This window comes from Flavobacterium sp. 316, assembly GCF_000967805.1.
Classification (GTDB): Bacteria; Bacteroidota; Bacteroidia; order Flavobacteriales; family Flavobacteriaceae; genus Flavobacterium; species Flavobacterium sediminilitoris.
Map to the genome: position 1 here is coordinate 16,110 of NZ_JYGZ01000009.1, position 21,570 is coordinate 37,679.

General features: G+C 29.5%; 24 protein-coding genes and 1 pseudogene. 7 read left to right on the plus strand and 18 right to left on the minus strand.

The genetic code is table 11. The annotated features are described in order from the left end of the window. Positions 1-4: 4 nt before the first annotated feature. Positions 5-580: a hypothetical protein gene (locus tag SY27_RS17640; protein ID WP_045972881.1), complete on the minus strand. Its 576-nt coding sequence runs from the start codon at positions 578-580 to the stop codon at positions 5-7. 53 nt (positions 581-633) lie between these two features. Beyond that, positions 634-1,284, minus strand: coding sequence for a hypothetical protein (locus SY27_RS17645; protein WP_045972883.1), 651 nt, complete (start codon positions 1,282-1,284; stop codon positions 634-636). A 485-nt stretch (positions 1,285-1,769) separates the two neighbouring features. On the opposite strand from SY27_RS17645, the gene SY27_RS17650 reads away from it, so the two are divergent. Continuing rightward, positions 1,770-2,138: a hypothetical protein gene (locus tag SY27_RS17650; protein WP_045972885.1), complete on the plus strand. Its 369-nt coding sequence runs from the start codon at positions 1,770-1,772 to the stop codon at positions 2,136-2,138. A gap of 54 nt (positions 2,139-2,192) precedes the next feature. On the opposite strand, the gene SY27_RS17655 is transcribed toward SY27_RS17650, so the two are convergent. From SY27_RS17655 to SY27_RS17670, 4 genes are all read right to left on the minus strand, one after another. Next, a complete protein-coding gene (locus SY27_RS17655) occupies positions 2,193-2,408 on the minus strand; it encodes a hypothetical protein (protein WP_045972887.1) in 216 nt (71 codons plus the stop codon). Between the two features lie 155 nt (positions 2,409-2,563). Continuing rightward, on the minus strand, positions 2,564-4,723 hold the full coding sequence (locus tag SY27_RS17660; protein ID WP_045972889.1) for a S46 family peptidase: 2,160 nt from the start codon (positions 4,721-4,723) through the stop codon (positions 2,564-2,566). Positions 4,724-4,931: 208 nt separating this feature from the next. Beyond that, a complete protein-coding gene (locus tag SY27_RS17665; protein ID WP_045972891.1) occupies positions 4,932-5,402 on the minus strand; it encodes a GNAT family N-acetyltransferase in 471 nt (156 codons plus the stop codon). A 12-nt stretch (positions 5,403-5,414) separates the two neighbouring features. Then, positions 5,415-6,656 carry a 3-deoxy-D-manno-octulosonic acid transferase gene (locus SY27_RS17670; RefSeq protein WP_045972996.1) on the minus strand — a complete coding sequence of 414 codons (1,242 nt, stop codon included), beginning with the start codon at positions 6,654-6,656 and terminating at the stop codon, positions 5,415-5,417. A gap of 94 nt (positions 6,657-6,750) precedes the next feature. Here SY27_RS17670 and SY27_RS17675 point away from each other — a divergent pair, with 94 nt between their 5' ends. The 5 genes from SY27_RS17675 to SY27_RS17695 all read left to right on the plus strand — a co-directional run bounded on the left by SY27_RS17675 (position 6,751) and on the right by SY27_RS17695 (position 12,023). Then, a complete protein-coding gene (locus SY27_RS17675; protein WP_045972893.1) occupies positions 6,751-7,878 on the plus strand; it encodes a DegT/DnrJ/EryC1/StrS aminotransferase family protein in 1,128 nt (375 codons plus the stop codon). Positions 7,879-7,957: 79 nt separating this feature from the next. After that, positions 7,958-8,971: a UDP-glucose 4-epimerase GalE gene (gene galE, locus SY27_RS17680; protein WP_045972895.1), complete on the plus strand. Its 1,014-nt coding sequence runs from the start codon at positions 7,958-7,960 to the stop codon at positions 8,969-8,971. Between the two features lie 95 nt (positions 8,972-9,066). Then, positions 9,067-10,260: a glycerophosphodiester phosphodiesterase gene (locus tag SY27_RS17685; RefSeq protein ID WP_082084393.1), complete on the plus strand. Its 1,194-nt coding sequence runs from the start codon at positions 9,067-9,069 to the stop codon at positions 10,258-10,260. 248 nt (positions 10,261-10,508) lie between these two features. Further along, on the plus strand, positions 10,509-10,730 hold the full coding sequence (locus SY27_RS17690; protein WP_045972897.1) for a hypothetical protein: 222 nt from the start codon (positions 10,509-10,511) through the stop codon (positions 10,728-10,730). Between the two features lie 63 nt (positions 10,731-10,793). Continuing rightward, the gene (locus tag SY27_RS17695; RefSeq protein ID WP_082084394.1) at positions 10,794-12,023 is read left to right on the plus strand and encodes a radical SAM protein; all 1,230 of its coding nucleotides are present in this window, start codon (positions 10,794-10,796) and stop codon (positions 12,021-12,023) included. A gap of 84 nt (positions 12,024-12,107) precedes the next feature. On the opposite strand, the gene SY27_RS17700 is transcribed toward SY27_RS17695, so the two are convergent. The 9 genes from SY27_RS17700 to SY27_RS17740 form a co-directional block, all read right to left on the minus strand. Next, a complete protein-coding gene (locus tag SY27_RS17700; RefSeq protein ID WP_045972901.1) occupies positions 12,108-13,397 on the minus strand; it encodes an erythromycin esterase family protein in 1,290 nt (429 codons plus the stop codon). 61 nt (positions 13,398-13,458) lie between these two features. Beyond that, positions 13,459-14,133, minus strand: a complete 675-nt coding sequence (locus SY27_RS17705) for a peptidoglycan DD-metalloendopeptidase family protein (protein ID WP_045972903.1) — start codon at positions 14,131-14,133, stop codon at positions 13,459-13,461. A 53-nt stretch (positions 14,134-14,186) separates the two neighbouring features. Then, positions 14,187-15,011, minus strand: a complete 825-nt coding sequence (locus SY27_RS17710; protein WP_045972905.1) for a hypothetical protein — start codon at positions 15,009-15,011, stop codon at positions 14,187-14,189. A gap of 93 nt (positions 15,012-15,104) precedes the next feature. Beyond that, positions 15,105-15,488 carry a DUF3037 domain-containing protein gene (locus SY27_RS17715; protein ID WP_045972907.1) on the minus strand — a complete coding sequence of 128 codons (384 nt, stop codon included), beginning with the start codon at positions 15,486-15,488 and terminating at the stop codon, positions 15,105-15,107. Then, positions 15,466-16,254 carry a HipA family kinase gene (locus tag SY27_RS17720; RefSeq protein ID WP_045972909.1) on the minus strand — a complete coding sequence of 263 codons (789 nt, stop codon included), beginning with the start codon at positions 16,252-16,254 and terminating at the stop codon, positions 15,466-15,468. The genes SY27_RS17715 and SY27_RS17720 overlap by 23 nt, the downstream gene beginning before the upstream one ends. A gap of 80 nt (positions 16,255-16,334) precedes the next feature. Beyond that, entirely contained in the window at positions 16,335-17,207 is an 873-nt protein-coding gene (gene fabD / locus SY27_RS17725) for an ACP S-malonyltransferase (protein ID WP_045972911.1), read from the minus strand. A gap of 165 nt (positions 17,208-17,372) precedes the next feature. Continuing rightward, positions 17,373-17,903: an NADPH-dependent FMN reductase gene (locus SY27_RS17730; protein ID WP_045972913.1), complete on the minus strand. Its 531-nt coding sequence runs from the start codon at positions 17,901-17,903 to the stop codon at positions 17,373-17,375. Positions 17,904-17,913: 10 nt separating this feature from the next. Then, complete coding sequence (locus SY27_RS17735; protein WP_045972915.1) at positions 17,914-18,630, minus strand: pirin family protein; 717 nt, start codon at positions 18,628-18,630, stop codon at positions 17,914-17,916. A 196-nt stretch (positions 18,631-18,826) separates the two neighbouring features. After that, on the minus strand, positions 18,827-19,279 hold the full coding sequence (locus tag SY27_RS17740; RefSeq protein WP_045972917.1) for a hypothetical protein: 453 nt from the start codon (positions 19,277-19,279) through the stop codon (positions 18,827-18,829). Positions 19,280-19,364: 85 nt separating this feature from the next. On the opposite strand from SY27_RS17740, the gene SY27_RS17745 reads away from it, so the two are divergent. After that, positions 19,365-19,547 (plus strand): hypothetical protein, encoded by a 183-nt coding sequence (locus tag SY27_RS17745; RefSeq protein WP_052705426.1) that lies wholly within the window; start codon positions 19,365-19,367, stop codon positions 19,545-19,547. Between the two features lie 128 nt (positions 19,548-19,675). Here SY27_RS17745 and SY27_RS17750 read toward each other — a convergent pair whose 3' ends face one another. From SY27_RS17750 to SY27_RS17760, 3 genes and pseudogenes are all read right to left on the minus strand, one after another. Next, a complete protein-coding gene (locus SY27_RS17750) occupies positions 19,676-19,960 on the minus strand; it encodes a hypothetical protein (RefSeq protein WP_045972919.1) in 285 nt (94 codons plus the stop codon). After that, a pseudogene (locus tag SY27_RS18400) lies at positions 19,947-20,948 on the minus strand (hypothetical protein); the annotation flags it as partial. The pseudogene SY27_RS18400 and the gene SY27_RS17750, both read right to left, overlap by 14 nt. A gap of 65 nt (positions 20,949-21,013) precedes the next feature. After that, positions 21,014-21,325 carry a hypothetical protein gene (locus tag SY27_RS17760; RefSeq protein WP_045972921.1) on the minus strand — a complete coding sequence of 104 codons (312 nt, stop codon included), beginning with the start codon at positions 21,323-21,325 and terminating at the stop codon, positions 21,014-21,016. Between the last annotated feature and the right edge of the window lie 245 nt (positions 21,326-21,570).

Here is a 21,570-nt window from a genome sequence, read left to right on the forward strand (position 1 = left end):
ATATTTATTTGTATTCGCCAATAAGGATAAGTCTTTCTGATTTTTCTCCTTCTTTATAACTTTTTAAATCAGGATAATGATATAGATATAGTCTAGCTATGATTTTGTTGGTATTTGGATTTTCTTTTTTTACAGAAACAGCAATTTGTTTGATGATGATGTCTAAGTATTGTTGGTATTTAGTGTCTTTCATTGTGCCGCCTTCAGTAGAAATCTTATCTAGAAACATATTATATACGGAAGTATATCTAGTGATACTTTCTTTGTTTTTAAACGTAGGCATAATTCTATTTTCAATTGTATTGCCTTCTTTATCTGTTAATTCAAATAATAAAACAAAGTCACTGGCTACATTTGGAGCAAAGAAACTATATCCTGTATCGAAACCGGTATAAGATAGAAACATGCTCACAGGTTTTAGCTTAATTATTTCTTCTGAAAGAGTAAATGCTAGTGGTTTTTTATATTCTTTCTCAGAATAATAAAATCCATAGTAACCATCAAATGTGCCTTTTAATCCTACTGTGAAAACTAATAGAATAACTGTAAAAATGCCAGCTAATTGTGCTTTTCTTTTCATGATGTAGTGTTTTAAAGTATAAGACTGGTTTGCACCAGTCTTATGTGGTGTTTTTAACGGTATTGTTTGATTATGCCATTTAAACGAGTTTGTAAATCTCTATCAGGTGTCACGGTATTTACTCTAAATAAGATTCTTGAAAATTTGTTAATTCCCATAAAGTCTCCACAAATGTTAGCATCACTAAGACCATAAATAGAAAGACTTGATAAGGTAGAAATATCTTTGTCGCTCATTTTAGTAGCTCTAGTTGCAATTCGATTGTTTGTAATTGATACATTTCCATTGATTAATGTGGGTTTGTATTTGTCTAGAATAAGATCTAATTGGTCTTTTAGATTACCAAATTGAGCCCAATTAAGTTCTGCTTTTTCGAAACAGCCTTTATGGATAAAATTGATTTTTTGAATTCTGGATATTCTATCTAGTTTTTGAATTCGTTGAAGGAACTGAATTCGTTGCGTATGCACAATATAGGATAGAAACGCTGCTCCTTGAATGCGATCGGCATATTCTTTGTTTAAAGACAGTAATTTGTCAATATCTCCCGAAGAGATTTCTTTTGTGTTTTGGATGAGGAAGTTTCCATCAACCAAATAATTTCCTGTTTCATTGTACAACAATGATTTTTTAGGTTTGCATTGCGACAGTATAAGTACTCCCAATGCAAGACTTACGATTAAGCTGATTGTTTTAATTTTCATTTTTTAAAGTTTTTAGATTGCCTACTCTATTGTTGACTTTTCGGCTTACGTCTTAATTATGTAAAGATAATTACGTAAATAATTGATTAAAAGAGGCTTGTGCCTGTAAATTATAGCGGATATTTCCCCTTTTTTAGTGTAAGGGACAAATAGTTAATTAGATAATTTGTTTTTTTGCGCTACAGAAATCTTATGTTTTGCTGTAAATAAGTATAATAGTTTAGGTTGAAAGAATATGAGCTTGTCATAGGAATATTTGTATGGGTAAGTAGAATGTTGTAATTTCTATCTGATTTCGATTTTTTTAATGACAGGCTTTACATATAAGTATATACTAATGTTGTGGAGAGGGAATAAAATGAAAAGTTACTTAATTGTATTTATTAATTTACTGATGGAGTTTTCTTGATAACTTCTTTTAAAAGTTGTTTTGTACTTGGATACAAAATGGTATTTTGCGGCACTGCAATTAACTAAATAACTTTATGGCCACTTTTGTAATAAGTAAAAGATTAAATGATACTTATAAATATGAATTGACTTCAAGAAAAGGAAAAACTATTTTTACTAGTAATAGTTTTGAATTGCGATTTGAATGTGAAGAAGAGATAGTAAGGCTACAAGAAAATTTAGATAAGTTAGTCTATATGAAATTTCGTTCTGGAAACGGAAAATTTTTCTTCAGGATTATTCTAGATGAGAAGCAAATTGCTATTAGTAGAAAATACACAACTCAATTATTATTGCAAAAAGGAATAGATGAAATTGTGAAATATGGGCACTTAGCTGAAATTTTAGATTTTTCATCAGGAGAGGATATTTTTCCAGATATTTTTGAAGAAATGGAGCAATAAAAAAGCCCCAACTTAGTTGGAGCTTTAATTTTTTCTGTTAGCTATAGCTAGAAATTATTTTTTAACTTCTTCAACTACTTCAGTAGCAGTTTCTTCAACTGTAGCAGCAGTAGAATCAGCAGCAACTTCAACAGTTTCAACTACTTCTTCAACAGTAGGCTCAACAGCTTCAACTGTTTCTTCTGTTGTAGCTTCTACATTCTCAGCAGTTTCTTTACAAGAAACGAACATCATAGCAACTAATGCTAAACTTAAAACAACTTTTTTCATCTTACTAAATTATAAAAAGGTTAATTATTAATTCGAAGCAAAGATATAAAATTTTTGACTTGTCAAAATTTTTTTTGACTTTTTTTTTATTTTTTTTTCAGTAAGGTTTTTGGGTCATTTTCAAGGGGTTAGATGACGAATCTAGAAAGAGAAAATTATTTTCTCTTTCTAGATTTTTTATTTCCTTTTTTAGGGTGAACTAATTTCATTTCATCAATGAGATTTTTTGCATTTGCATACTTATCAATAATAAATAATACATAGCGAATATCAACCATTATGTTTCTACAAATTTCTGGATCATAATGAATATCGCTCATTGTTCCTTCCCATACTCTGTCAAAATTTAAACCAATCAAATTTCCATTAGCATCTATCGCTGGACTACCAGAATTTCCTCCTGTTGTATGATTTGTTCCTATAAAACAAACAGGCATTTTTCCGTTGTCGGCATATTGACCATAATCTTTGGCTTTATAAAGTTCAATTAATTTAGTAGGAACATCAAATTCATAATCATTAGGAATATATTTTTCCATTATTCCTTCTAAATGTGTTACAGGCTGATAATAAACAGCGTCATTTGGGCTATATCCTTTTACTTTACCATACGTTACTCTTAAAGTACTATTTGCATCAGGGAAATAGCGAGCATCAGGGAAAAGTTCTAATTGCGCTTTCATGTAATCTCTTTGTAAAGCTGCTATTTTAGTGTTTAATTCATCATATTTAGGAGCTACATTAGCATAGAAATTATCAGCAATAGTTTTTACTAATTCATAACCACTATCTTTATTAAGGCTTTTAATCACAGATTTAGCATCGCCTTTTAATAAATCTTTTATTCCATTATATGATGTTAGTTTTGATTTTTTGTAAATATCAGCACTAAGTTTACTATAATTTTCTTTTTTTAGTAATGCAGGAGTAAACGGAGATTTATTTGAATATAATGTAATTAATTGTTCGAAAACTTTTTCGTCAACATCTGGATTGAAATTTTTATAGGCTTCTTCAAAACCAGCAATTAAATTCTCTTTTCTATCATTAAAAGCTTGCTCTCCTTTTGAATTATAAACTTGTTCTAATTGATATAATTTAAAACCAAAACTTAGTAATTCAGTATTTCTCAGTACAACTTCTGAAAAATAATCTTTAGCTAATGTGTATTGAGCAATTTCATCATAATTCTTTTGAAAATCACTTAAAAGATTTCCATATTCTGCTGTTTTATTGTTTTTTTCAACACGTTTTTGGAATTCTTTTTCAAAATCTCTTTTTATTTGAACAGCATTTGATTTTTCTAAACCTTGCTTCTCTCCAATCCATTTTTTCCAATAGTTCGCAACACTAGCATATTTTGAAGCATATTGAATTTTGATAGCTTTATCTTTTCTCATAAAACCATCTTGTACTTTTAAGGCAGCATCTCTAATTTCAATTTTTGCAGGATTTATTGAGTTTACAAGTTGTTCAACAGCAATAGCTGGTAAATATTCTTGTGTTCTTCCTGGGAAACCAAATACTAAAGTAAAGTCGTCTTCGCTAACACCATCTAACGAAATAGGTAAAAAATGTTTAGGCGTGTAAGGTACATTATCTTTAGAATATTCAGATGGTTTGTTGTCTTTGTTAGCATAAATTCTAAAAAGAGAAAAATCACCAGTATGTCTTGGCCAAATCCAGTTGTCTGTGTCAGAACCAAATTTTCCAATAGAACTTGGAGGAGTTCCTACAAGTCTAATGTCTTTAAATGTTTCAGTTACAAATAGAATATATTGATTTCCTTCATAAAAGGTTCTAATTTTGTTTTCTTGCCAAGCTTCTTTAGTGAAACTTTTTTGTAGATTGTTGATGTTTTCGTAAATCTTATTTTGCTTTTCAGCTTCAGAAGTTAATGTAGAAGTTCCTTCTAAAATTGTTTCAGTTACATCATGAATACTTACAATTAAAGTAGCGACCATTCCTGGATTAGGTAATTCTTCAGTTAAATCTTTTGCCCAAAAACCATCTTGTAAATAATCACTTTCCACAGTTGAATGACTTTGGATAGCACCATAACCACAATGATGATTAGTTAATAACAATCCTTTTTGAGATATTATTTCTGAAGTACAACCTCCATTGAAATGTACAATTGCATCTTTCAAGCTCGATTTATTTACATTGTAAATATCTTCAGCTTTCATTTTCATGCCAAGGTTTTTCATTTCACTTTCATTCATTCCTTTAAGTAATGAAGGAATCCACATTCCGCCCTGTTGAGCAAAAAGAGGGGTAATAAGAAATAATAATAATAATTTAAAAAATTTCATAGTTCATAAAGTTTATTGAGGCTGCAATTTAATGAATTTTTTAGTTTTAATTTAAAGAATGATGACTTTCATTTTTCAAGAAAGAGGAACTGCATTCTTAATGGTTTTTGATAGATTGAGAAGTTGAATATGAATTTATATAATCTGAGTCTTTTATAAAAGATTCAGACTTTATAAAAAAAGAGATTATTTGTAGAAATAAAATTACTTAAAGTTTATATTTAAGTAATTTACGATTATGATCCTCAAACTGATTTGCCAGATATAATTTCTGAGCATTTTCATTATGATGTTCTACTTCTAAATAAATAAGTTTAAGATTTAATTGTTTTGCTTGTTCTTTAATAAAAGTAACAGCTTCTTTACCAATTCCTTTTCCACGTGCTTCTTCTTTAATGTATAATTCGTCTAAAAAAGCAATTCTTCCTTTGTATTCAAAACTAAAAATGAAAGATAAAATGACATAACCTACAATAGTATCGTCTAAATAAATTAACCAAGATTTTCCAAGACTTTCATTAGTGGTAAATTCGATAAATAATTTTTTAGAAGTTTCAACATCAATAGGATAATTGTCAATAGCATAAAAATCTTTCATCATTGAAGTGATTATTTCAATTTGATTAATTTGTTCGCTACTGTTTGAGCTTGGGTTTTGAAGAGGATGAAAAGTAATCAATTTATTTAGGTTTTATGAAATGTGATTTAGAATAATAGTAGTTGCTCCTTTATTCATCTGAACAAAAGTATTGCAAATATGGCCTTTTTCATAACGCTCATCTTTATTTTGAAGTAGTAGATCGAAAGCATTTTTCAATTCTATATAATTTGAAATAGAAATACAGCCCTGAATGTTCACTAAAGCAGTAGCTTCTGCAAAATGAGAATAATTGGGTCCAATAACAATTGGCATTCCAAAAGTAGCAGGTTCAAGGATATTATGAACACCAGGATTTCCAAATCCACCACCTACGTAAGCAATATCTCCATAACTATAAATTTTGGTTAAAATACCAATAGTGTCAATAATGAAAACTTGATAATCATTTAATGAATTATGTTGATTATTAGTGTCTTTTTCCGAAAAAAGAATAGTGGATTTTATTATTTGAGACCTCAATGAAGCAATTTGTTCTGTTTTAATATTATGCGGTGCAATGATAAATTTGACAGTATCATTAGCTTGATTGATAAAATCTACGAGTAAAATTTCATCTTTTGGCCATGAACTACCAATTACTATTGTAGTTTTATTGTTTTTAAATTGCTCAATAAAATCTAATGTATTGTCTCTTTCTAAGATAGAAACTACTCTGTCAAAACGGGTGTCTCCAGAAATTTTTACATTAGAAAAACCGATTTTTTGTACTAGCAATTTTGATTTTTCGTTTTGAACAAAAAAATAGTCAAATGCTTTTAAAGCATCTCTGTAAAAACCACCATACCATTTAAAGAAAGCTTGTTTTTCTCTAAAAATACCCGAAATTAAATAGGTTTTAACTTGTTGTTGTTTTAATTCGTTTAAATAATTAGGCCAAAATTCATATTTAATAAAAAATACCATTTCAGGTTTTGCAAGTTTTATGAACTTTTTAGCATTTGCTTTAGTATCTAATGGTAAATATAATGTTACATCAGCAATAGGATTGTTTTTTCTTACTTCATAACCGGAAGGTGAAAAAAAAGTGATAATAATTTTATGATTTGGAAACTGATCTTTAACTTTTTCAATCACAGGTAGCCCTTGTTCATATTCACCAAGTGAAGCTGCATGAAACCATATCGTTTTATCTGTTACACCTATTTTGCTCGATAGAATGTCAAAAACATTTTTTCTACCATTTATAAAGAGCTTAATTTTTGGACTAAAAAGAGCAACTAATTTTAGCAATTGTGAAGCCAAAATAACGATTAAATTATATAAAAAAAGCATCATTAATTATTTGTTGGGCTAAAATACGTTTCTTTTTGCTTATCTTAAAAAGTACAGCATAATTTCTTACTTTTGCGTAACCAAATTTATTCAGATGAAAAAATTACAAATGGTTGACTTAAAGAGTCAATATGAAAAAATTAAAGAAGAAGTTAACGCTTCAATACAAGAAGTTTTAGACACAAATACATACATAAATGGACCTTTAGTTCATCAATTTCAAGCAGATTTAGAAAAATATTTAGGAGTTAAGCATGTTATACCATGTGCAAATGGTACTGACGCTCTGCAAATTGCTATGATGGGATTAGGATTGCAACCAGGAGATGAGGTTATTACTGCCGATTTTACTTTTGCTGCAACAGTTGAAGTTATTGCTTTATTGCAATTAACACCTGTTTTAGTTGATGTTGATATTGCTACTATGAATATTTCATTAGAAGCTATTAAAAAAGCAATTACACCAAAAACAAAAGCAATTGTTCCTGTTCATTTATTTGGACGTGCAGCAAATATGGATGCTATTATGGAAATTGCAAATGAGCATAATTTATTTGTAATAGAAGATAACGCACAAGCTATTGGAGCAGATTATATAAGTAAAGATGGTTCTAAGAAAAAAGTAGGAACAATAGGACATGTGGCATCTACTTCATTCTTCCCATCTAAAAACTTAGGTTGTTATGGAGATGGTGGTGCTATTTTTACAAATGATGATGCATTAGCACATACTTTAAGAGGAATAGTAAATCATGGAATGTATGAGCGCTATCATCATGATGTTGTGGGTGTTAATTCTCGTTTAGATAGTATTCAAGCAGGTGTTTTGAAGGCTAAATTATCACACTTGGATCATTATAATAAAGCAAGAAAAGAAGCCGCTAACAAATATAATAATGCCTTTGCGGGTAATTCTAATATAATTACTCCAAGTTTTGATATTACAGCAGACGATCATGTTTTTCATCAATATGTAATTAGAATTACAAACGGAAAGAGAGACGGATTATTAGCTCATTTGCAAAGTAAAGAAATACCATGTGCAATTTATTATCCAATACCATTGCACAGTCAAAAAGCATACAAAGATGAGCGTTATAATGAATCTGATTTTCCTGTAACAAATCAATTGGTAAATGAAGTAATTGCATTGCCAATGCATACAGAATTGGACGATGAACAAATTAAATTTATAACAGATTCAGTCTTAGAATTTGTATAACATAGAGAATTGAAAAAAGAATATAGATTTAATCTTTAAATCTATATTCTTTTTTCTTTTTTTCTTTTTTCTTAAAAAAATGAAAATACTAGTAACAGGAGGATTAGGTTTTATAGGATCTCACACAGTTGTAGAATTGCAAAATGAAGGTTTTGAAGTTCTTGTTGTTGATAATTTATCAAATTCATCAGAAAAAGTTTTAGATGGAATTTTTAACATTACAGGAAAGAAACCTGCTTTTGAGAAAATAGATTTACGAGATAAATCATCTGTTCAAAAGTTATTTCAAACGCATCAAAATATTTCAGGAGTTATTCATTTTGCAGCATCAAAAGCAGTTGGAGAAAGTGTAGAGAACCCTTTATTATATTATGAAAATAATATTAATACACTAGTTTATTTATTACAAGAGTTGAAAGAATTACCAAATGCTAATTTTATTTTCAGTTCTTCTTGTACAGTTTATGGGCAAGCCGAAAAAATGCCAATTACTGAAAATGCATCCGTTCAACCTGCAATTTCACCTTATGGAAATACAAAACAAATTGGGGAAGAAATCATTTCTGATGTAGCTAAAGTAACAAAGTTGAATGCAATTTTATTACGTTATTTTAATCCAATTGGAGCTCATCCATCGACTGAAATAGGGGAATTACCATTAGGTATTCCTCAAAATTTAATTCCATATATTACACAAACAGCAATAGGATTAAGAGAACAATTGTCAATTTATGGTAATGATTATCAAACGCCAGACGGAACAGCAATTCGCGATTATATTCATGTAGTAGATTTGGCAAAAGCGCATGTTATTGCTTTACAGCGATTGTTAAATAATCGAAATGTAGAAAAAGTTGAGGTTTTTAATCTTGGAACAGGAACAGGAAGCTCTGTTTTAGAAGTTGTAAACGCTTTTGAAAAAGTTTCAGGTCAAAAGTTAAATTATAAAATAGTAGGTAGAAGGGAAGGAGATGTTGTAGAAGCGTATGCTAACACAGACTATGCTAATACAGTTTTAGGTTGGAAAGCACAATCTACACTCGAAGAAGCCTTAGATAGTGCATGGAAATGGGAACAGAAAATTAGAAGCTAACGAATAAGTATTTCATAACTTATTTTTAACGTTCCATTAATAACATATTAGAAAAAAAGAAAGTGTTTTGTTGTACAAACAAATACACTTTAAAAATGATTCTTAGAAACACTTTTTTTTCTATTGTTGCTTTATTCTTTACAGCATGTAATAATGATGATAATTCTAACAATGTAGATTCTCAATCTTCAAAGTACCCTACTTTATCTGGAGAAAATCCACTAATTGTGGCTCATAGAGGAGCTTCTGGATATTTACCTGAACATACCATAGCTTCTTACACAAAAGCTATAGAATTAGGTGCTGACTTTATTGAACCTGATTTAGTTATGACTTTAGATGGTGTTTTAGTTGTACGTCATGAACCAATGCTTTCAGGAACTACAAATGTTGCAGATATTCCTGCTTTTGCTTCTAAAAAAACCACAAAAAATATTGATGGAGCAATGATAGAAGATTGGTTTGTTTCTGATTTTACTTTATTGGAAATTAAACAATTAAAAGCAAAACAAGCTTTTATAGAAAGACCACAACAATTTAATAACTTATACGAAGTTCCTACTTTTGCAGAAGTAATTGCATTAGCTAAAGAAAAATCAGCTCAGTTAGGTAAAACTATTGGAATATATCCAGAAACAAAACATCCTTCCTTTCATGAAGCACTAAATTTAAATATTTCTGATAAATTATTAGAAGAATTAACAATTGCAGGATGGAATAGTGCAACTTCACCTGTATATGTTCAATCTTTTGAAGTGTCTAATTTGCAATATATTCGATCAAAATCGTCAGTTAAAATTATTCAATTATTAAGTTGCTATGATGTGGCCCTAAATGGAGATTTAATTTTTGACGTACCCAACGGAGAGATTATTTCAAATGGACAGCCTTATGATTGGTATTTACAAGGTGATAATAGAAATTTTAGTTTCTTTACTACTGACGAAGGCTTGGATTTTGTAAAAACGTATGCAAATGGAATAGGACCATGGAAGCCTTTTATTATTTCTTATAAAGGTACAGATGCAAATAATGATGGTTTTGCAGATGATATGAATGCAGATGGAAAAATAAATGATGCAGATAAAGAAGCAATAACTCCTACAGACTTAATAACAAAAGCACATAGTAGAGGATTGCAAGTTCATGCCTATACTTTTAGAAACGAAAGTAGAAGACTATTGAGTAATTATCATAACAATCCTATAGCAGAATACCAAGCTTTTTATCAATTAGGGTTAGATGGTTTATTTACCGATTTTACTGATACGGCAGTAACAGCAAGATAGATTAAAATATAAAAAGAGAAAGAAATGAGATTGCAAAATTTGCAATCTCATTTCTTTTAATGACAAATAAAGAATGAAGATGATTTTCTAAAAAAAAAGTTGTTTGGTTTAATCATTTGTTATTCTGTGTGTTAAATATTATTTTTTTGGGTAATGATTCCTAGTTTTTTACACTTGCTAATAGATCGATCTTATTGGAGGAACTCGAAAATCCAAATTAATAGAGTAGGGAACTGAAAAACAATATTATGAAAACAAAAAAAGTAACGTTTGGAAAAAGTTTAGAAAACTTAACAAAGTATCAATTTGATTTTTTACAGAATATTAAAGGTGGAGATATTCCTATCGTGGTACATATTCCTACAAGAGCTAATCCTGCTTGTTTAGAAGGTTATGAATGGAATGAAGTTTTAAAGAAATGTGTTAGAACTGGAGTAGCAGTTAGTTTAGATACAATTAGAACAAATTAATACTCAAAATACAAGAGGTTGTATGTTTTGCAACCTCTTTTTTAATTTTAAATATTCATAATCATGTATATATTTAATTCATTGGTTTTAAAAATAGCTAGTCGTTGCAATTTAAATTGCTCCTATTGTTTTATGTATAATCTTGGTGACGATTCTTATAAAAATCAACCTAAATTTATTGCTGAAGATACAATTGATGCTATTATTGAGAAAACGAAAATCTATATTATTAAAAATAAACTTATCACTTTTAATTTTTTATTTCATGGAGGAGAACCGCTATTGATTGAAAAAGAAAAGTTTCAAGAGATTATTTTAAAACTAAAAGCTATTGAAAATCAAATTACAGATTTAAATGTTTCATTTAGTATTCAAACAAATGGCGTTTTATTAGATGAAGAATGGTGTAAAATACTTTTAGAAAATAAAGTAGAGATAGGTATTAGCATTGATAGTACCAAAGAATCTCATGATAAATATAGAATAGACCACAAAGGAAAAGGGAGTTATAAAGCTGTGAAAGAAGCTGTTAATTTGGTAAAAAAAATAACAAAAAGAGCAGATGTTATTACTGTTATGGATGTAGCAGAAAGCCCTGTTAAAGTATATGAAAGTTTAAAAAATTTGAATGTAGATTCGGTTAATTTTTTAATTAAAGATTTCACATATGATAACTTTCCATATACAATAGATAGTAATTATACACAACCTCATGCCGATTTTTTAATTGAATTATTTGATATTTGGTTTGAAGACAAAGAGAAAATTGACATACCTCTTTTTATTGGTTATATTAATGTTATTTTGGGATTTGCTGATTTTAATGATGTAAATTCTAACGAACTTAAATCGTTAATTATAGAAACAAATGGAGAAATTGAACCTATAGATTCTTTGAAAGCTTGCGGACAGGAATTTACTAAAACAAATATCAATATAAAACAGAATGAATTAGAATCAATCTTTAAATCTCCTTTGGGAAACTTATACTATAATGAAAGTCTGAAAGTATGTTCTCAATGTCAAGATTGTCCTATTTTTAAAATTTGTTTAGGAGGAAGATTAGTCCATCGTTTTAAAAAAGAAAATGGTTTTGACAATCCATCGGTTTATTGCGAAGACATGGTAAAGTTTATTTGTCATGTTCAAAATAGATTATATGATGTTTTTCCAGATATTGATAAAAATGAAATTGAACGCTTAAATTATAAAGAAATTTTAGCGCTAAACAGATTAAATGGAACAAGTAAATTAGATAATGAAAAACTTAAACTATATAAGAATGCTATTTAAATCTTCAATAATAAATTAGGATTTTCATATAACAGTTACTGATTTCATTTAACTTACTCAAAAGTCTTTGTTCTAACATAGTTTTTATTGGTTAATTGGTGTTGCTATATTATTCTCTCTGATATATAATAAACCATCAAAAACATCTAACCAATTGCCAGCTTGATTTGTATATCCTAACATTATACTATTAAACTTGCTTTCTTTCAATCTAGGCTTTCTTTTTTTTAGCTTATTAAAATCAATGTATCCATAGTTTACGTTTTTTAAGTCAAGTTTTTTTTCAAGTGAATTTTCAGGAGCATTAATTTTAACTTCTTCAACACTTTCCATATTATATGGCATTTTAGAAGTTCCTCTTGAAGAAGTAAAGGCTAAACTAAAAACAAGTTCGCCATGTTTTTTTGCAATATGTTCTCCAAACACAGTAAATTTGCTATATCGTGAAATGTCTCCATCTGCAAAATCAACGCCCCTGAGTTCTTTAGCAGCGTGAAAATTAGCCATCCAACCTATAATTTTTGATTGTGGATTTCTGATTTTATACCAGATTAAATTTTTTGCCATTTGAGCATCACGAAGTCTGATAAATTCATCAAGTTTCTCGTCAGTTGTACTAGGAGATGCAAATCTATCAATTTTTGTAGCTGTAATAGTGTTTTCAATTGTTTGCAATAAAAATAAATTTTCTTGGTAAGCAGTATCAGATATTTCTTTATAAAAAACTTCCAAATTTTCAATATATGATTCAAATTCTTGTTCGGAAACAGAATCTTTATATGAAATCATTTTTTTACGAATTTTAGATATATTATCCCATACTTTTGAGTTATATTTATTCAAATTTAATGAGTCTAATCTGTTTTTAATATAAATAAAGGATTGATCACTTGGATAGGAATTTAGAGAAAATGTTTCTAATCCAATATAATTCAATTTATTATTTTCAATGAGATCTACTAGTGTTTGAATTTCTTTAGAAGGTCCCCAAGGACTCCATCGTCTTACCCAATTTTGTTTAAAAGTGTCATCTAAAACACCTTCTAATTGTAGATTACCATTAATAAATTCTATTTCAAAAAAATCCCTTGCTTCAAAAGCAAAAGTATCATATCCTTTTTCTTTAACTAGGTATTCTACCAATTTAGATTTTATTTCGAATGTTTTTCCATCTCCATGTGTAGCTTCTCCTAGAAGTACAATTTCTTTATTTAATAATGACTCATCTAAGAAGTAAAATGAATTGTTTTTAGTGAGATTGTTAACGATTACTATTTCATTAGCTACTTTTTCTATAGTAATACTTTTACAACTAAAGAAGAAAAATAGTGCTAAATAAAAAATAACTGGCTTAATTGTTTTTAATGTTTTCATCTGTGAAACTTTCAATTATTTATGAGAATTTTGACGAATTATTACGTTGAATCAAAGTTTATTAAATCTTCAATAATAAATTAGGATTAGGACAGTTTTCAATAAAAAAGTCCAAATCTTTCTGACTAGAAACACCAGGGTAATCACCTTTTTTGTCTTGCATGTCTTTTATAATTTGAAAATGTAAATGTGGAGCGTAATCACCATTAACAGTATGGTCTCCTAAAGTTCCAATTTGATTTCCTTTTTTTACTTCCATACCAATTGATAAGTCAGTTAAACTTTCTAACGAAAGATGACCATATAAAGTATGAAAGATGAAATTTTCTATTTGATGTTCAAGAATTATTGTAGGGCCATAATCACCTAAACTAATATTATTTTGAAAACTATGGACTTTTCCATCTAAAGCCGCTAAAACAGGAGTTCCGGCTTTTATCCATAAGTCTAAACCAATGTGTATGTTTCTCTCATCACTTACATTGTTTTTAAAAGTAGAACTTCGTTGGTATAAATTTCTCACTTCACAATAACCGCCATAAGCTACTTTGGCGTTGTTTTTTGTCAAATGATTTTCTATAAATTCTTCAAAAAGTACTGCATCTGTAACATCTAGTGCTATTAAATTAGTGTTTTTTGCAGATAAATCTAAAGCAACATAATCTTTATAATCAATAGAAGCGTCAATAACTTTTACGTCTTGAATAGTTTCTAAAATTTGTTTAAAGTGTATCATTTGTATAAAAAAAGACTGCTCTTTTATTAGTGAGCAGTCGTTAAAATGTTTTTTTATTTGTTCAGAGGAACTATAGTAGCGTCTGAAGGCTTTTTAAATGCTTCAGTATTTAATTTTGAAAATGTAATATTTGATAATTTAGCTTCTCCAATTAAATCTCCAAAACCAGTTTCATTTGTCCACATATGGTAAGTCCAATCTGTTGAAAAAGGAATTCCTTCTACTTCTGTGAAGTTATTATATTTTACAGCATGAGGCTCTTCTTCCGCTTTTTCTTTCCCTTTTCCATAACTAACAATGTATGCTGCACCTACTAAATAATTGTTGTTAGGGTTTTTGTAAGCAACATACCAATCATCAGGCGCATCACCAATATTTGATTCAAAGCTTAATTTTCCAGTTGGTACTTCTTCTCCATAAAATGGTTTGTTAGTAAAATCAGACCAAATAGTTCCATTGTCATTTAACTTGTATGGTAGTGCAAAGAAATAAGACCAAGTAAAAATATCAAATCTTGCACGACCTAAATCTCCGTCTGCTTTATTTGTATAAACTTCAGTACCGTCATAAATAATAGTTTCTCCATCTGCTTTCTCCATTTTAATCATTGTTCCATCAACAGATTGAGTAAATTTAGCATCAAGATAATCTTGTCCACCAAATTTTACTACTATAGTATAACTAACAGCTTCTTTTGATAAGAAATCATTTTTTTTATGAGCTGTTTCTATATCTTTTGTAAATGGTGTTACTTCTTTCGTAGGCGTTTCAATAGTTTCAGTTTCTTGGAGTGTAGTTTCTTCTTTTTTTACTTCTTCTTTACAAGATATAAGTGATAAAATTGTAACGAATGTAAAAGACAAAAAGATTTTTTTCATGTTTAAAAAGTTTTAATTATATTAAAGAATATAAAGATATAAAATCAAAATTTTAATTATTTTTTGATTACAGATTTTAGCGTTTTATTAACTTTATAATACCAATTCTAAGTACAATTTTTCAAATGTTGCTTCCAAATCGTAGCTAAATCCAGAATGTGGTCTTGAAGTTTGTATACTTGAACTTTTCACAGCGGTTATCCATCTAAAGCGTTCTGCAATTTCAAATGTAGCTATTGGACCTCCTTCCTTTTTACCTTCACAGATATTTACAAAAGCATCTAAATTGATTTTTAATTGTTCTAAATCAAATTCAGGACAAAATGAAGTGATTTTTTCATGTGGAATGTGATACTTAATTCGTAAGTATTTTTGACGTTTGCTAAACAGCATTAAGCCAATATTAATAAACTCTTCGCGCTCTACCTTAGGTATTACACGAATTACAGCATAATCATATAAGTGTTTTTCGTGCATTTTGAGCTTGATTTAAAAATGTTTCAGCATTTGCTAATCGTAAGGATAGAAATTGAAAATAAACTTTTTTAATTTCATCTGGAGTTATATTTTGATCTTCCCAATGTAACCAATCGTCTGGAATTTGATTTACAATTTCTTCTAAGATAGTATCATTTAATTTGGAAGTAAACTCTTTGTGAGCTTCTTCTAATAGAGTTGCTTTTGGTAATAAAACATGATCCTTTATTAGTGTAAAAGGAGTAATCGCAGTGGTTTCCCAATTGGTCCAAGAATGATGAAAATAAAAAGAAGCACCATGATCAATAAGCCAAATGTCCTTTTTCCAAATTAAAAGATTTGTGTTTTTAAATGTTCGGTCTACATTGGTTATGAAAGCATCTAGCCAAACAATTTTTGAAGCTAATAAAGCATCGCATTCATTGGCAGCAGCATCATAGGTTATAGCTCCAGATAAGTAATGAAGTCCTAAATTTAGACCTTGACTAAATTTTAATAAATCTTGTATTTCTTCATCTGCTTCGGTTCTTCCGAAAGCTTCATCTAAGTTTGCAAATACTAGTTCAGGAATAGGTAAACCTAAATATTTAGCAATTTGTCCGCCTAAAAATTCTGCAATCAGTGCTTTTACACCATGCCCTGCTCCTCTAAATTTTAGTACATATTTAAAGTCGTCATCGGCTTCTGCCAAAGCAGGTAAAGAACCACCTTCACGAAGCGGTGTTATATATCGTGTTACGTTTACCGTACGTAGATTTAAATTCATATAAATAAGGAAATTCTTCTAACAAAGATAAGTAAAAAAAACTCCGATAAATTTATCGGAGTTTTCGTAAGTTATTATGATTATGCAGAAATTGTTTCTACTTCTTTGTTGATTTTATTGACTAAGCCAACGAGTACTTTTCCTGGTCCAACTTCTGTGAAACTTGTAGCACCATCAGCAATCATTTGATTTACAGATTGCGTCCATTTTACAGGAGCTGTTAATTGAATAATTAGGTTTTTCTTTATTTCGTCTGCGTCAGAAACAGCACTTGCTGTTACATTTTGATATACTGGACAAATAGGAGTAGAGAAAGTAGTTGCTTCAATAGCAGCCGCTAGCTCTTCTCTAGCAGGTTCCATCATTGGCGAATGAAAAGCACCACCAACAGGTAAAATTAAGGCTCTTTTTGCTCCAGCCTCTTTCATTTTTTCGCAAGCTTCTTCAACCGCTTTATATTCTCCAGAAATTACTAATTGACCTGGGCAGTTATAGTTTGCAGCAACAACAACTCCATCTATTGATGCGCAAATATCTTCTACAATCTTATCTTCTAAATTTAAAACAGCAGCCATTGTTGAAGGTTTAATTTCACAAGCTTTTTGCATAGCTAAAGCTCTTTTAGATACTAATTTTAATCCGTCTTCAAAAGATAATGTTCCGTTTGCTACTAGAGCAGAAAATTCACCTAGCGAATGTCCAGCCACCATTTCAGGATTGAAATTTTCTAACGTTTTAGCAAGAATAACAGAATGTAAAAAAACAGCAGGTTGTGTTACTTTTGTTTCTTTTAATTCTTCCGCAGTACCTTCAAACATAATGTCTGTAATACTAAAACCTAATATCTCATTTGCTTTTTCAAATAATTCTTGCGCTATTGTTGAATTTTCATATAGGTCTTTACCCATTCCTGTAAATTGCGCTCCTTGACCTGGAAATACGTATGCTTTCATTTTCTTGTTTTATAGGTTAACGTTTAAAAATTATGATTGATAAACTTCGCAAAAATAGTAATTTTTTAGAAGTAAAATGATTAAGGCTTTTCTATAAAGTATCATTTTCTAGTAAAAAGGAATGTGGTTCAAAACTAAAATTAAAACAATAATAGTTTTTAGTAGTTATAATTCAATGGAGTTTACAACCGCTAATAACTCTTTTTTTAATTCTTCATTTTTAATTCCTTCTTCCTCACTAAAGTTGTCATTAAAACTAGGAAGCGTAAAAGAGCCTACAATATTTGCATCATGTCTTGGAAACCTATCTTTTGCAGTTTCAAAAACACTCATTCCTCCTCTTGGTCCTGGGGAAGTAGATAGCAAAAGCATATCTTTACCTTGAAAATTTTTATTATTAATTCTAGAATTCCAATCAAAGATGTTTTTAAAAGCAGTACTATATGAACCATTGTGTTCAGCAAGTGATATTATAATTAAATCGGCATTTCCTATTTTGGTATAAAAATCGTGAGCTAATTGTGGTATTCCAGTTTCTTTTTCAATATCAATAGAATAAATTGGCATTTCAAAATCATTTAAATCTAATATTTCAATATCTGAATGCGTAAAAAGAGTAGCAGTATAAGTTGCTAGTTTTTTATTGATAGAATTTTTACTGTTTGATGCTCCAAAGGCAATAATTTTTTTTGTCATTTTTTATTTTTTAGTAGTTCATAGGTATTTCCATTACCAAAAATTTAGATTCAGTAATTGCGTTAATATTTATTGTTTCTGTATCCCAAATTCCTATTGCATCTCTTTTTTCAAGTGTTGAACCATTTACTTCAATTTTACCTTCAATATTCATGATGTAAAATCCATTTCCTTCTTTTTTAAGATTTAATTTTTTAGAAAAATCTTTGTCAAAATTACTTAAATAGAACCAAGCATCTTGATGAATCCAAACACCATTATCTTCTGGACTTGGAGATAAAATCTGTGAAAAGTTATTTTTTTGTTCTTCTTTGTTTAAGGTAATTTGTTCATAACGAGGTGTAACATTCTGTTTGTTTGGAAATAACCAAATTTGAAAAAGTTTTGTTTGCTGATTTTCATTCGGATTATATTCGCTGTGTTGAATTCCTGTTCCTGCACTCATTACTTGTATGTCTCCACTTTTAATAATAGATGAATTTCCCATACTATCTTTGTGAGCCAAATCACCTTCTAATGGAATAGTGATAATCTCCATATTATCGTGTGGATGTGTTCCAAAGCCCATTCCAGCAGCAATAGTATCGTCATTTAAAACACGAAGAGCACCAAATTGAACTCTATCAGGATTGTACCAATTTGCAAAACTAAAACTATGATAAGCATTTAACCAACCATGATTTGCATTTCCTCTTGTATCTGCTTTATGTATAACTGAATTTGTCATAATTATATATGTTTTAGTAATTATTATGATACAAATTTACAATCATCGATATACAAAGTCACTTAACCTAGATTAAGAAATATAAGTTATATTAATTGTTGTTTTGAATTTATTGTAAAATAAGATAATGATTTTTTCTTTTCATTTTGTAAAGTTAAGGCAAAGAGGTTTAACTTTTCTTACCACTCGAAGGAAGCTAATTCCAACTTAGTGCAGGCTCATAATTCCTTGCACCATAATCGTATAGATTTAAACCTAATTCGTCTTGCAGTTCTTTACCATTGAACTTATATTGATAAGCATTAGAACTATTATGCGTTTCATGTTTTAGTCCAAAAGGATAATATTGAGTTTCTTCTACTATTTCATCAGCATCTATGATATTGCTGTTGTTAATATCGGTGTAACTAAGTCTAATATTTCCTAAATGGTCGGTATAATTAAAAACATAGCTGTAATTGTTTGCTTCATGTTTTACATAGCCCTCAGCATGTGGGAAAAATTGCAATACATTGTTTTTGTATTGAAAACCTCCTGCTARATAATTGGTTTGGGTTATGTTGGTTGCTTCATTCACTATTTTGCTTACTTTTTGTCCTGTTACATTGTAAATATAGCTAATAGTATTGGTGCCTACAATTATTTTCATAAGTAAAAAAGGCATCACTAATTCTGAAACATTACCCCTTTTTACAGAGTGGTTTTGCTTTATTTACTTTGTGGGCACAAGCAAGATGCTTGCGCCAGCATGGGGGAATGGTACTTCTGATGATATTGTGCAAGAAGCAGGATTAGAAAAAGAATTAATTAGCCGTTTTAAAGAAGTGCAAAACTTACCTTCAGAAGAAAAGAAAACCATACTTTCTTTAATGGATGCTTTTATTGCTAAAACTAAAATACAATCTATTTTAAAATAATTTTACTATCTCATTTTCGTCTTTTTTAAGACACCATAAAACAACAAAAGCAACTCTTTTAAAAGTTGTTTTTTGTTTTTATTAATATAGCTCAAAGTGAGGACACTTTGCGCAGCACGTAACGTTTTTTAATGAACACTTAGCTCAGCTGGGGAACTTCGTAAACTATCAATATTAATGTCATCTAGCATTTTTTTTAAAATAGAATCACGCTTAATAATCTCCTTTTCAATCGTATCAATTACCTTCTTTTTATTTATTAAAATTGCATCTTCTTTATTTTCCTCATTAATCTTTTTATTTATTAAAATTGTATCTTCTTTATTTTCCTCATTAATCTTTTTACAATTATTGAAAATAAAGATAATCAAACATGTAAAAAATAAGCATTTAATTTTATTAACGTTTCTCATTTAATTCTTTTCGTTGTTGTTCAGTATTTTTTAAAGTTTTATTTAAAGTTTCATTCATTTGATTTAATTGTTTAATTTTATTCTCTAATTCTTCAATTACCTCTAAAGTTAAGATATAGGCCTTAACCATTTCATCAAACTGATTTCTAGCATCTTTCAAATATCCTTTGAGTTCCTTTTTCTGTTCATCAGTTGTTTTTCTATTCGCTAAAGTATAGTTAATAAAATCTTCTTGCTTGCCTATTTTACGTGCAGTTTTTGCTTCTGATATAGCGGTTTCTTTAAATGACTCTACTTGAATTTTTAATAGAGAAATATTAAATTCATTAGCTTCCATTATCCCTTTCATATACTTTGTTACTATATCAAAATCTCCAAAACTAGAAAGAGGTTGCTTCTTTGATTTAGTATAATACCCAGAAATACTAGCAGGGGCAGCACCAGCCCCAATACCTCCTCCTAAACCAAAACCATGGTATCCACTACTGTAATTATATGTTGCAGTAATCACTCCCAATTCTCCTACAGTTCCACCACCAGTAAATCCATTTCCAGCAGCCTGATCGGTGATTGTCATATTTGGAAATGCGGTTATAGATACAGATGAATTAATTGAAATATCTGTTTCAATTCCTATCCCCCATCCTGAGAATTTATAAGCACCATCAGGGCCTAAAATATAACCTCCATTAACTCCACCTGATACCAAAATAGATCCATAATGGTCCTTGGATAGTATTACAACTTCTAAACCTTCTAACTCTAGCCCATCAATAACCCTATTCTCACTAAATGCATAAGGACTATTCCATGGGAAGGAATGAGCCAAAGGATCTCTGGCAAAAAACCTTCCCACTCGAGGGTCGTGCATTCTAAAAGTATAATTTAAAGAATTCCCTTCACCTTTTAACTCATCATCTTTTTCTTGTCCTTGGAAGCCGTAACGGTATTCTTTGCTGTTACCATGCCTATTTGGCAGTAACTGACCAAAAGGATAGTAGTCATGTGCAACTCAAAGCTATTTGTAAGAACGTGTTGTAAATATAGTACTTTTTAAAACAACAAAATCAACTCTCTTAAAAGTTGCTCTGTCTTTTTATATTCTTTGTGCCCACGAGCTAGAAACTCACGGTAGCGATGCCGATTATTTAAAGACGCTCGGACTAGCTGGGGTGCTACTTGCTGAATCGGTCTTCCCAGTCCATCAAAATAACTAACTTGTACATTAGCAACGCTTACATCAGGATTTGCAATCGGAGTTGCAGTGGGTTGTTTGTACGTAATGGTTTTCACCCAGTTTTGATCAGGGCTTTGTCCTAAAGCAAGAAAGGGGATTAGGGTTAATAGGTATATTATTTTTTTCATAAATATATAGTTCTCTCTTTTTTACATTCCCCTCTTTTGGAGGGGTGGTTTATTTTACTTTTTTTACCTTATTTTTTACTCAAATAAAATAGTTTACTTTTTGATTTTCCAAATATATTGGTTTAAAACAGACTTGTCAATACGTATTTATACGTATTTTTCAATGTTTTTTGTACGTATAAATACGTACTTTTTAACTTTTCTATACTTTTTACACAGTTAATCGTTCAAAAAAGTTACAAAAA

Bases quoted from the DNA above. Each gene is read 5' to 3' on its own strand.
- SY27_RS17640 (WP_045972881.1), bottom strand. From the start codon at position 580: ATGAAAAGAAAAGCACAATTAGCTGGCATTTTTACAGTTATTCTATTA.
- SY27_RS17645 (WP_045972883.1), bottom strand. From the start codon at position 1,284: ATGAAAATTAAAACAATCAGCTTAATCGTAAGTCTTGCATTGGGAGTA.
- SY27_RS17650 (WP_045972885.1), top strand. From the start codon at position 1,770: ATGGCCACTTTTGTAATAAGTAAAAGATTAAATGATACTTATAAATAT.
- SY27_RS17655 (WP_045972887.1), bottom strand. From the start codon at position 2,408: ATGAAAAAAGTTGTTTTAAGTTTAGCATTAGTTGCTATGATGTTCGTT.
- SY27_RS17660 (WP_045972889.1), bottom strand. From the start codon at position 4,723: ATGAAATTTTTTAAATTATTATTATTATTTCTTATTACCCCTCTTTTT.
- SY27_RS17670 (WP_045972996.1), bottom strand. From the start codon at position 6,656: ATGCTTTTTTTATATAATTTAATCGTTATTTTGGCTTCACAATTGCTA.
- SY27_RS17675 (WP_045972893.1), top strand. From the start codon at position 6,751: ATGAAAAAATTACAAATGGTTGACTTAAAGAGTCAATATGAAAAAATT.
- galE (WP_045972895.1), top strand. From the start codon at position 7,958: ATGAAAATACTAGTAACAGGAGGATTAGGTTTTATAGGATCTCACACA.
- SY27_RS17685 (WP_082084393.1), top strand. From the start codon at position 9,067: ATGATTCTTAGAAACACTTTTTTTTCTATTGTTGCTTTATTCTTTACA.
- SY27_RS17690 (WP_045972897.1), top strand. From the start codon at position 10,509: ATGAAAACAAAAAAAGTAACGTTTGGAAAAAGTTTAGAAAACTTAACA.
- SY27_RS17695 (WP_082084394.1), top strand. From the start codon at position 10,794: ATGTATATATTTAATTCATTGGTTTTAAAAATAGCTAGTCGTTGCAAT.
- SY27_RS17700 (WP_045972901.1), bottom strand. From the start codon at position 13,397: ATGAAAACATTAAAAACAATTAAGCCAGTTATTTTTTATTTAGCACTA.
- SY27_RS17705 (WP_045972903.1), bottom strand. From the start codon at position 14,133: ATGATACACTTTAAACAAATTTTAGAAACTATTCAAGACGTAAAAGTT.
- SY27_RS17710 (WP_045972905.1), bottom strand. From the start codon at position 15,011: ATGAAAAAAATCTTTTTGTCTTTTACATTCGTTACAATTTTATCACTT.
- SY27_RS17715 (WP_045972907.1), bottom strand. From the start codon at position 15,488: ATGCACGAAAAACACTTATATGATTATGCTGTAATTCGTGTAATACCT.
- SY27_RS17720 (WP_045972909.1), bottom strand. From the start codon at position 16,254: ATGAATTTAAATCTACGTACGGTAAACGTAACACGATATATAACACCG.
- fabD (WP_045972911.1), bottom strand. From the start codon at position 17,207: ATGAAAGCATACGTATTTCCAGGTCAAGGAGCGCAATTTACAGGAATG.
- SY27_RS17730 (WP_045972913.1), bottom strand. From the start codon at position 17,903: ATGACAAAAAAAATTATTGCCTTTGGAGCATCAAACAGTAAAAATTCT.
- SY27_RS17735 (WP_045972915.1), bottom strand. From the start codon at position 18,630: ATGACAAATTCAGTTATACATAAAGCAGATACAAGAGGAAATGCAAAT.
- SY27_RS17745 (WP_052705426.1), top strand. From the start codon at position 19,365: ATGCTTGCGCCAGCATGGGGGAATGGTACTTCTGATGATATTGTGCAA.
- SY27_RS17750 (WP_045972919.1), bottom strand. From the start codon at position 19,960: ATGAGAAACGTTAATAAAATTAAATGCTTATTTTTTACATGTTTGATT.
- SY27_RS17760 (WP_045972921.1), bottom strand. From the start codon at position 21,325: ATGAAAAAAATAATATACCTATTAACCCTAATCCCCTTTCTTGCTTTA.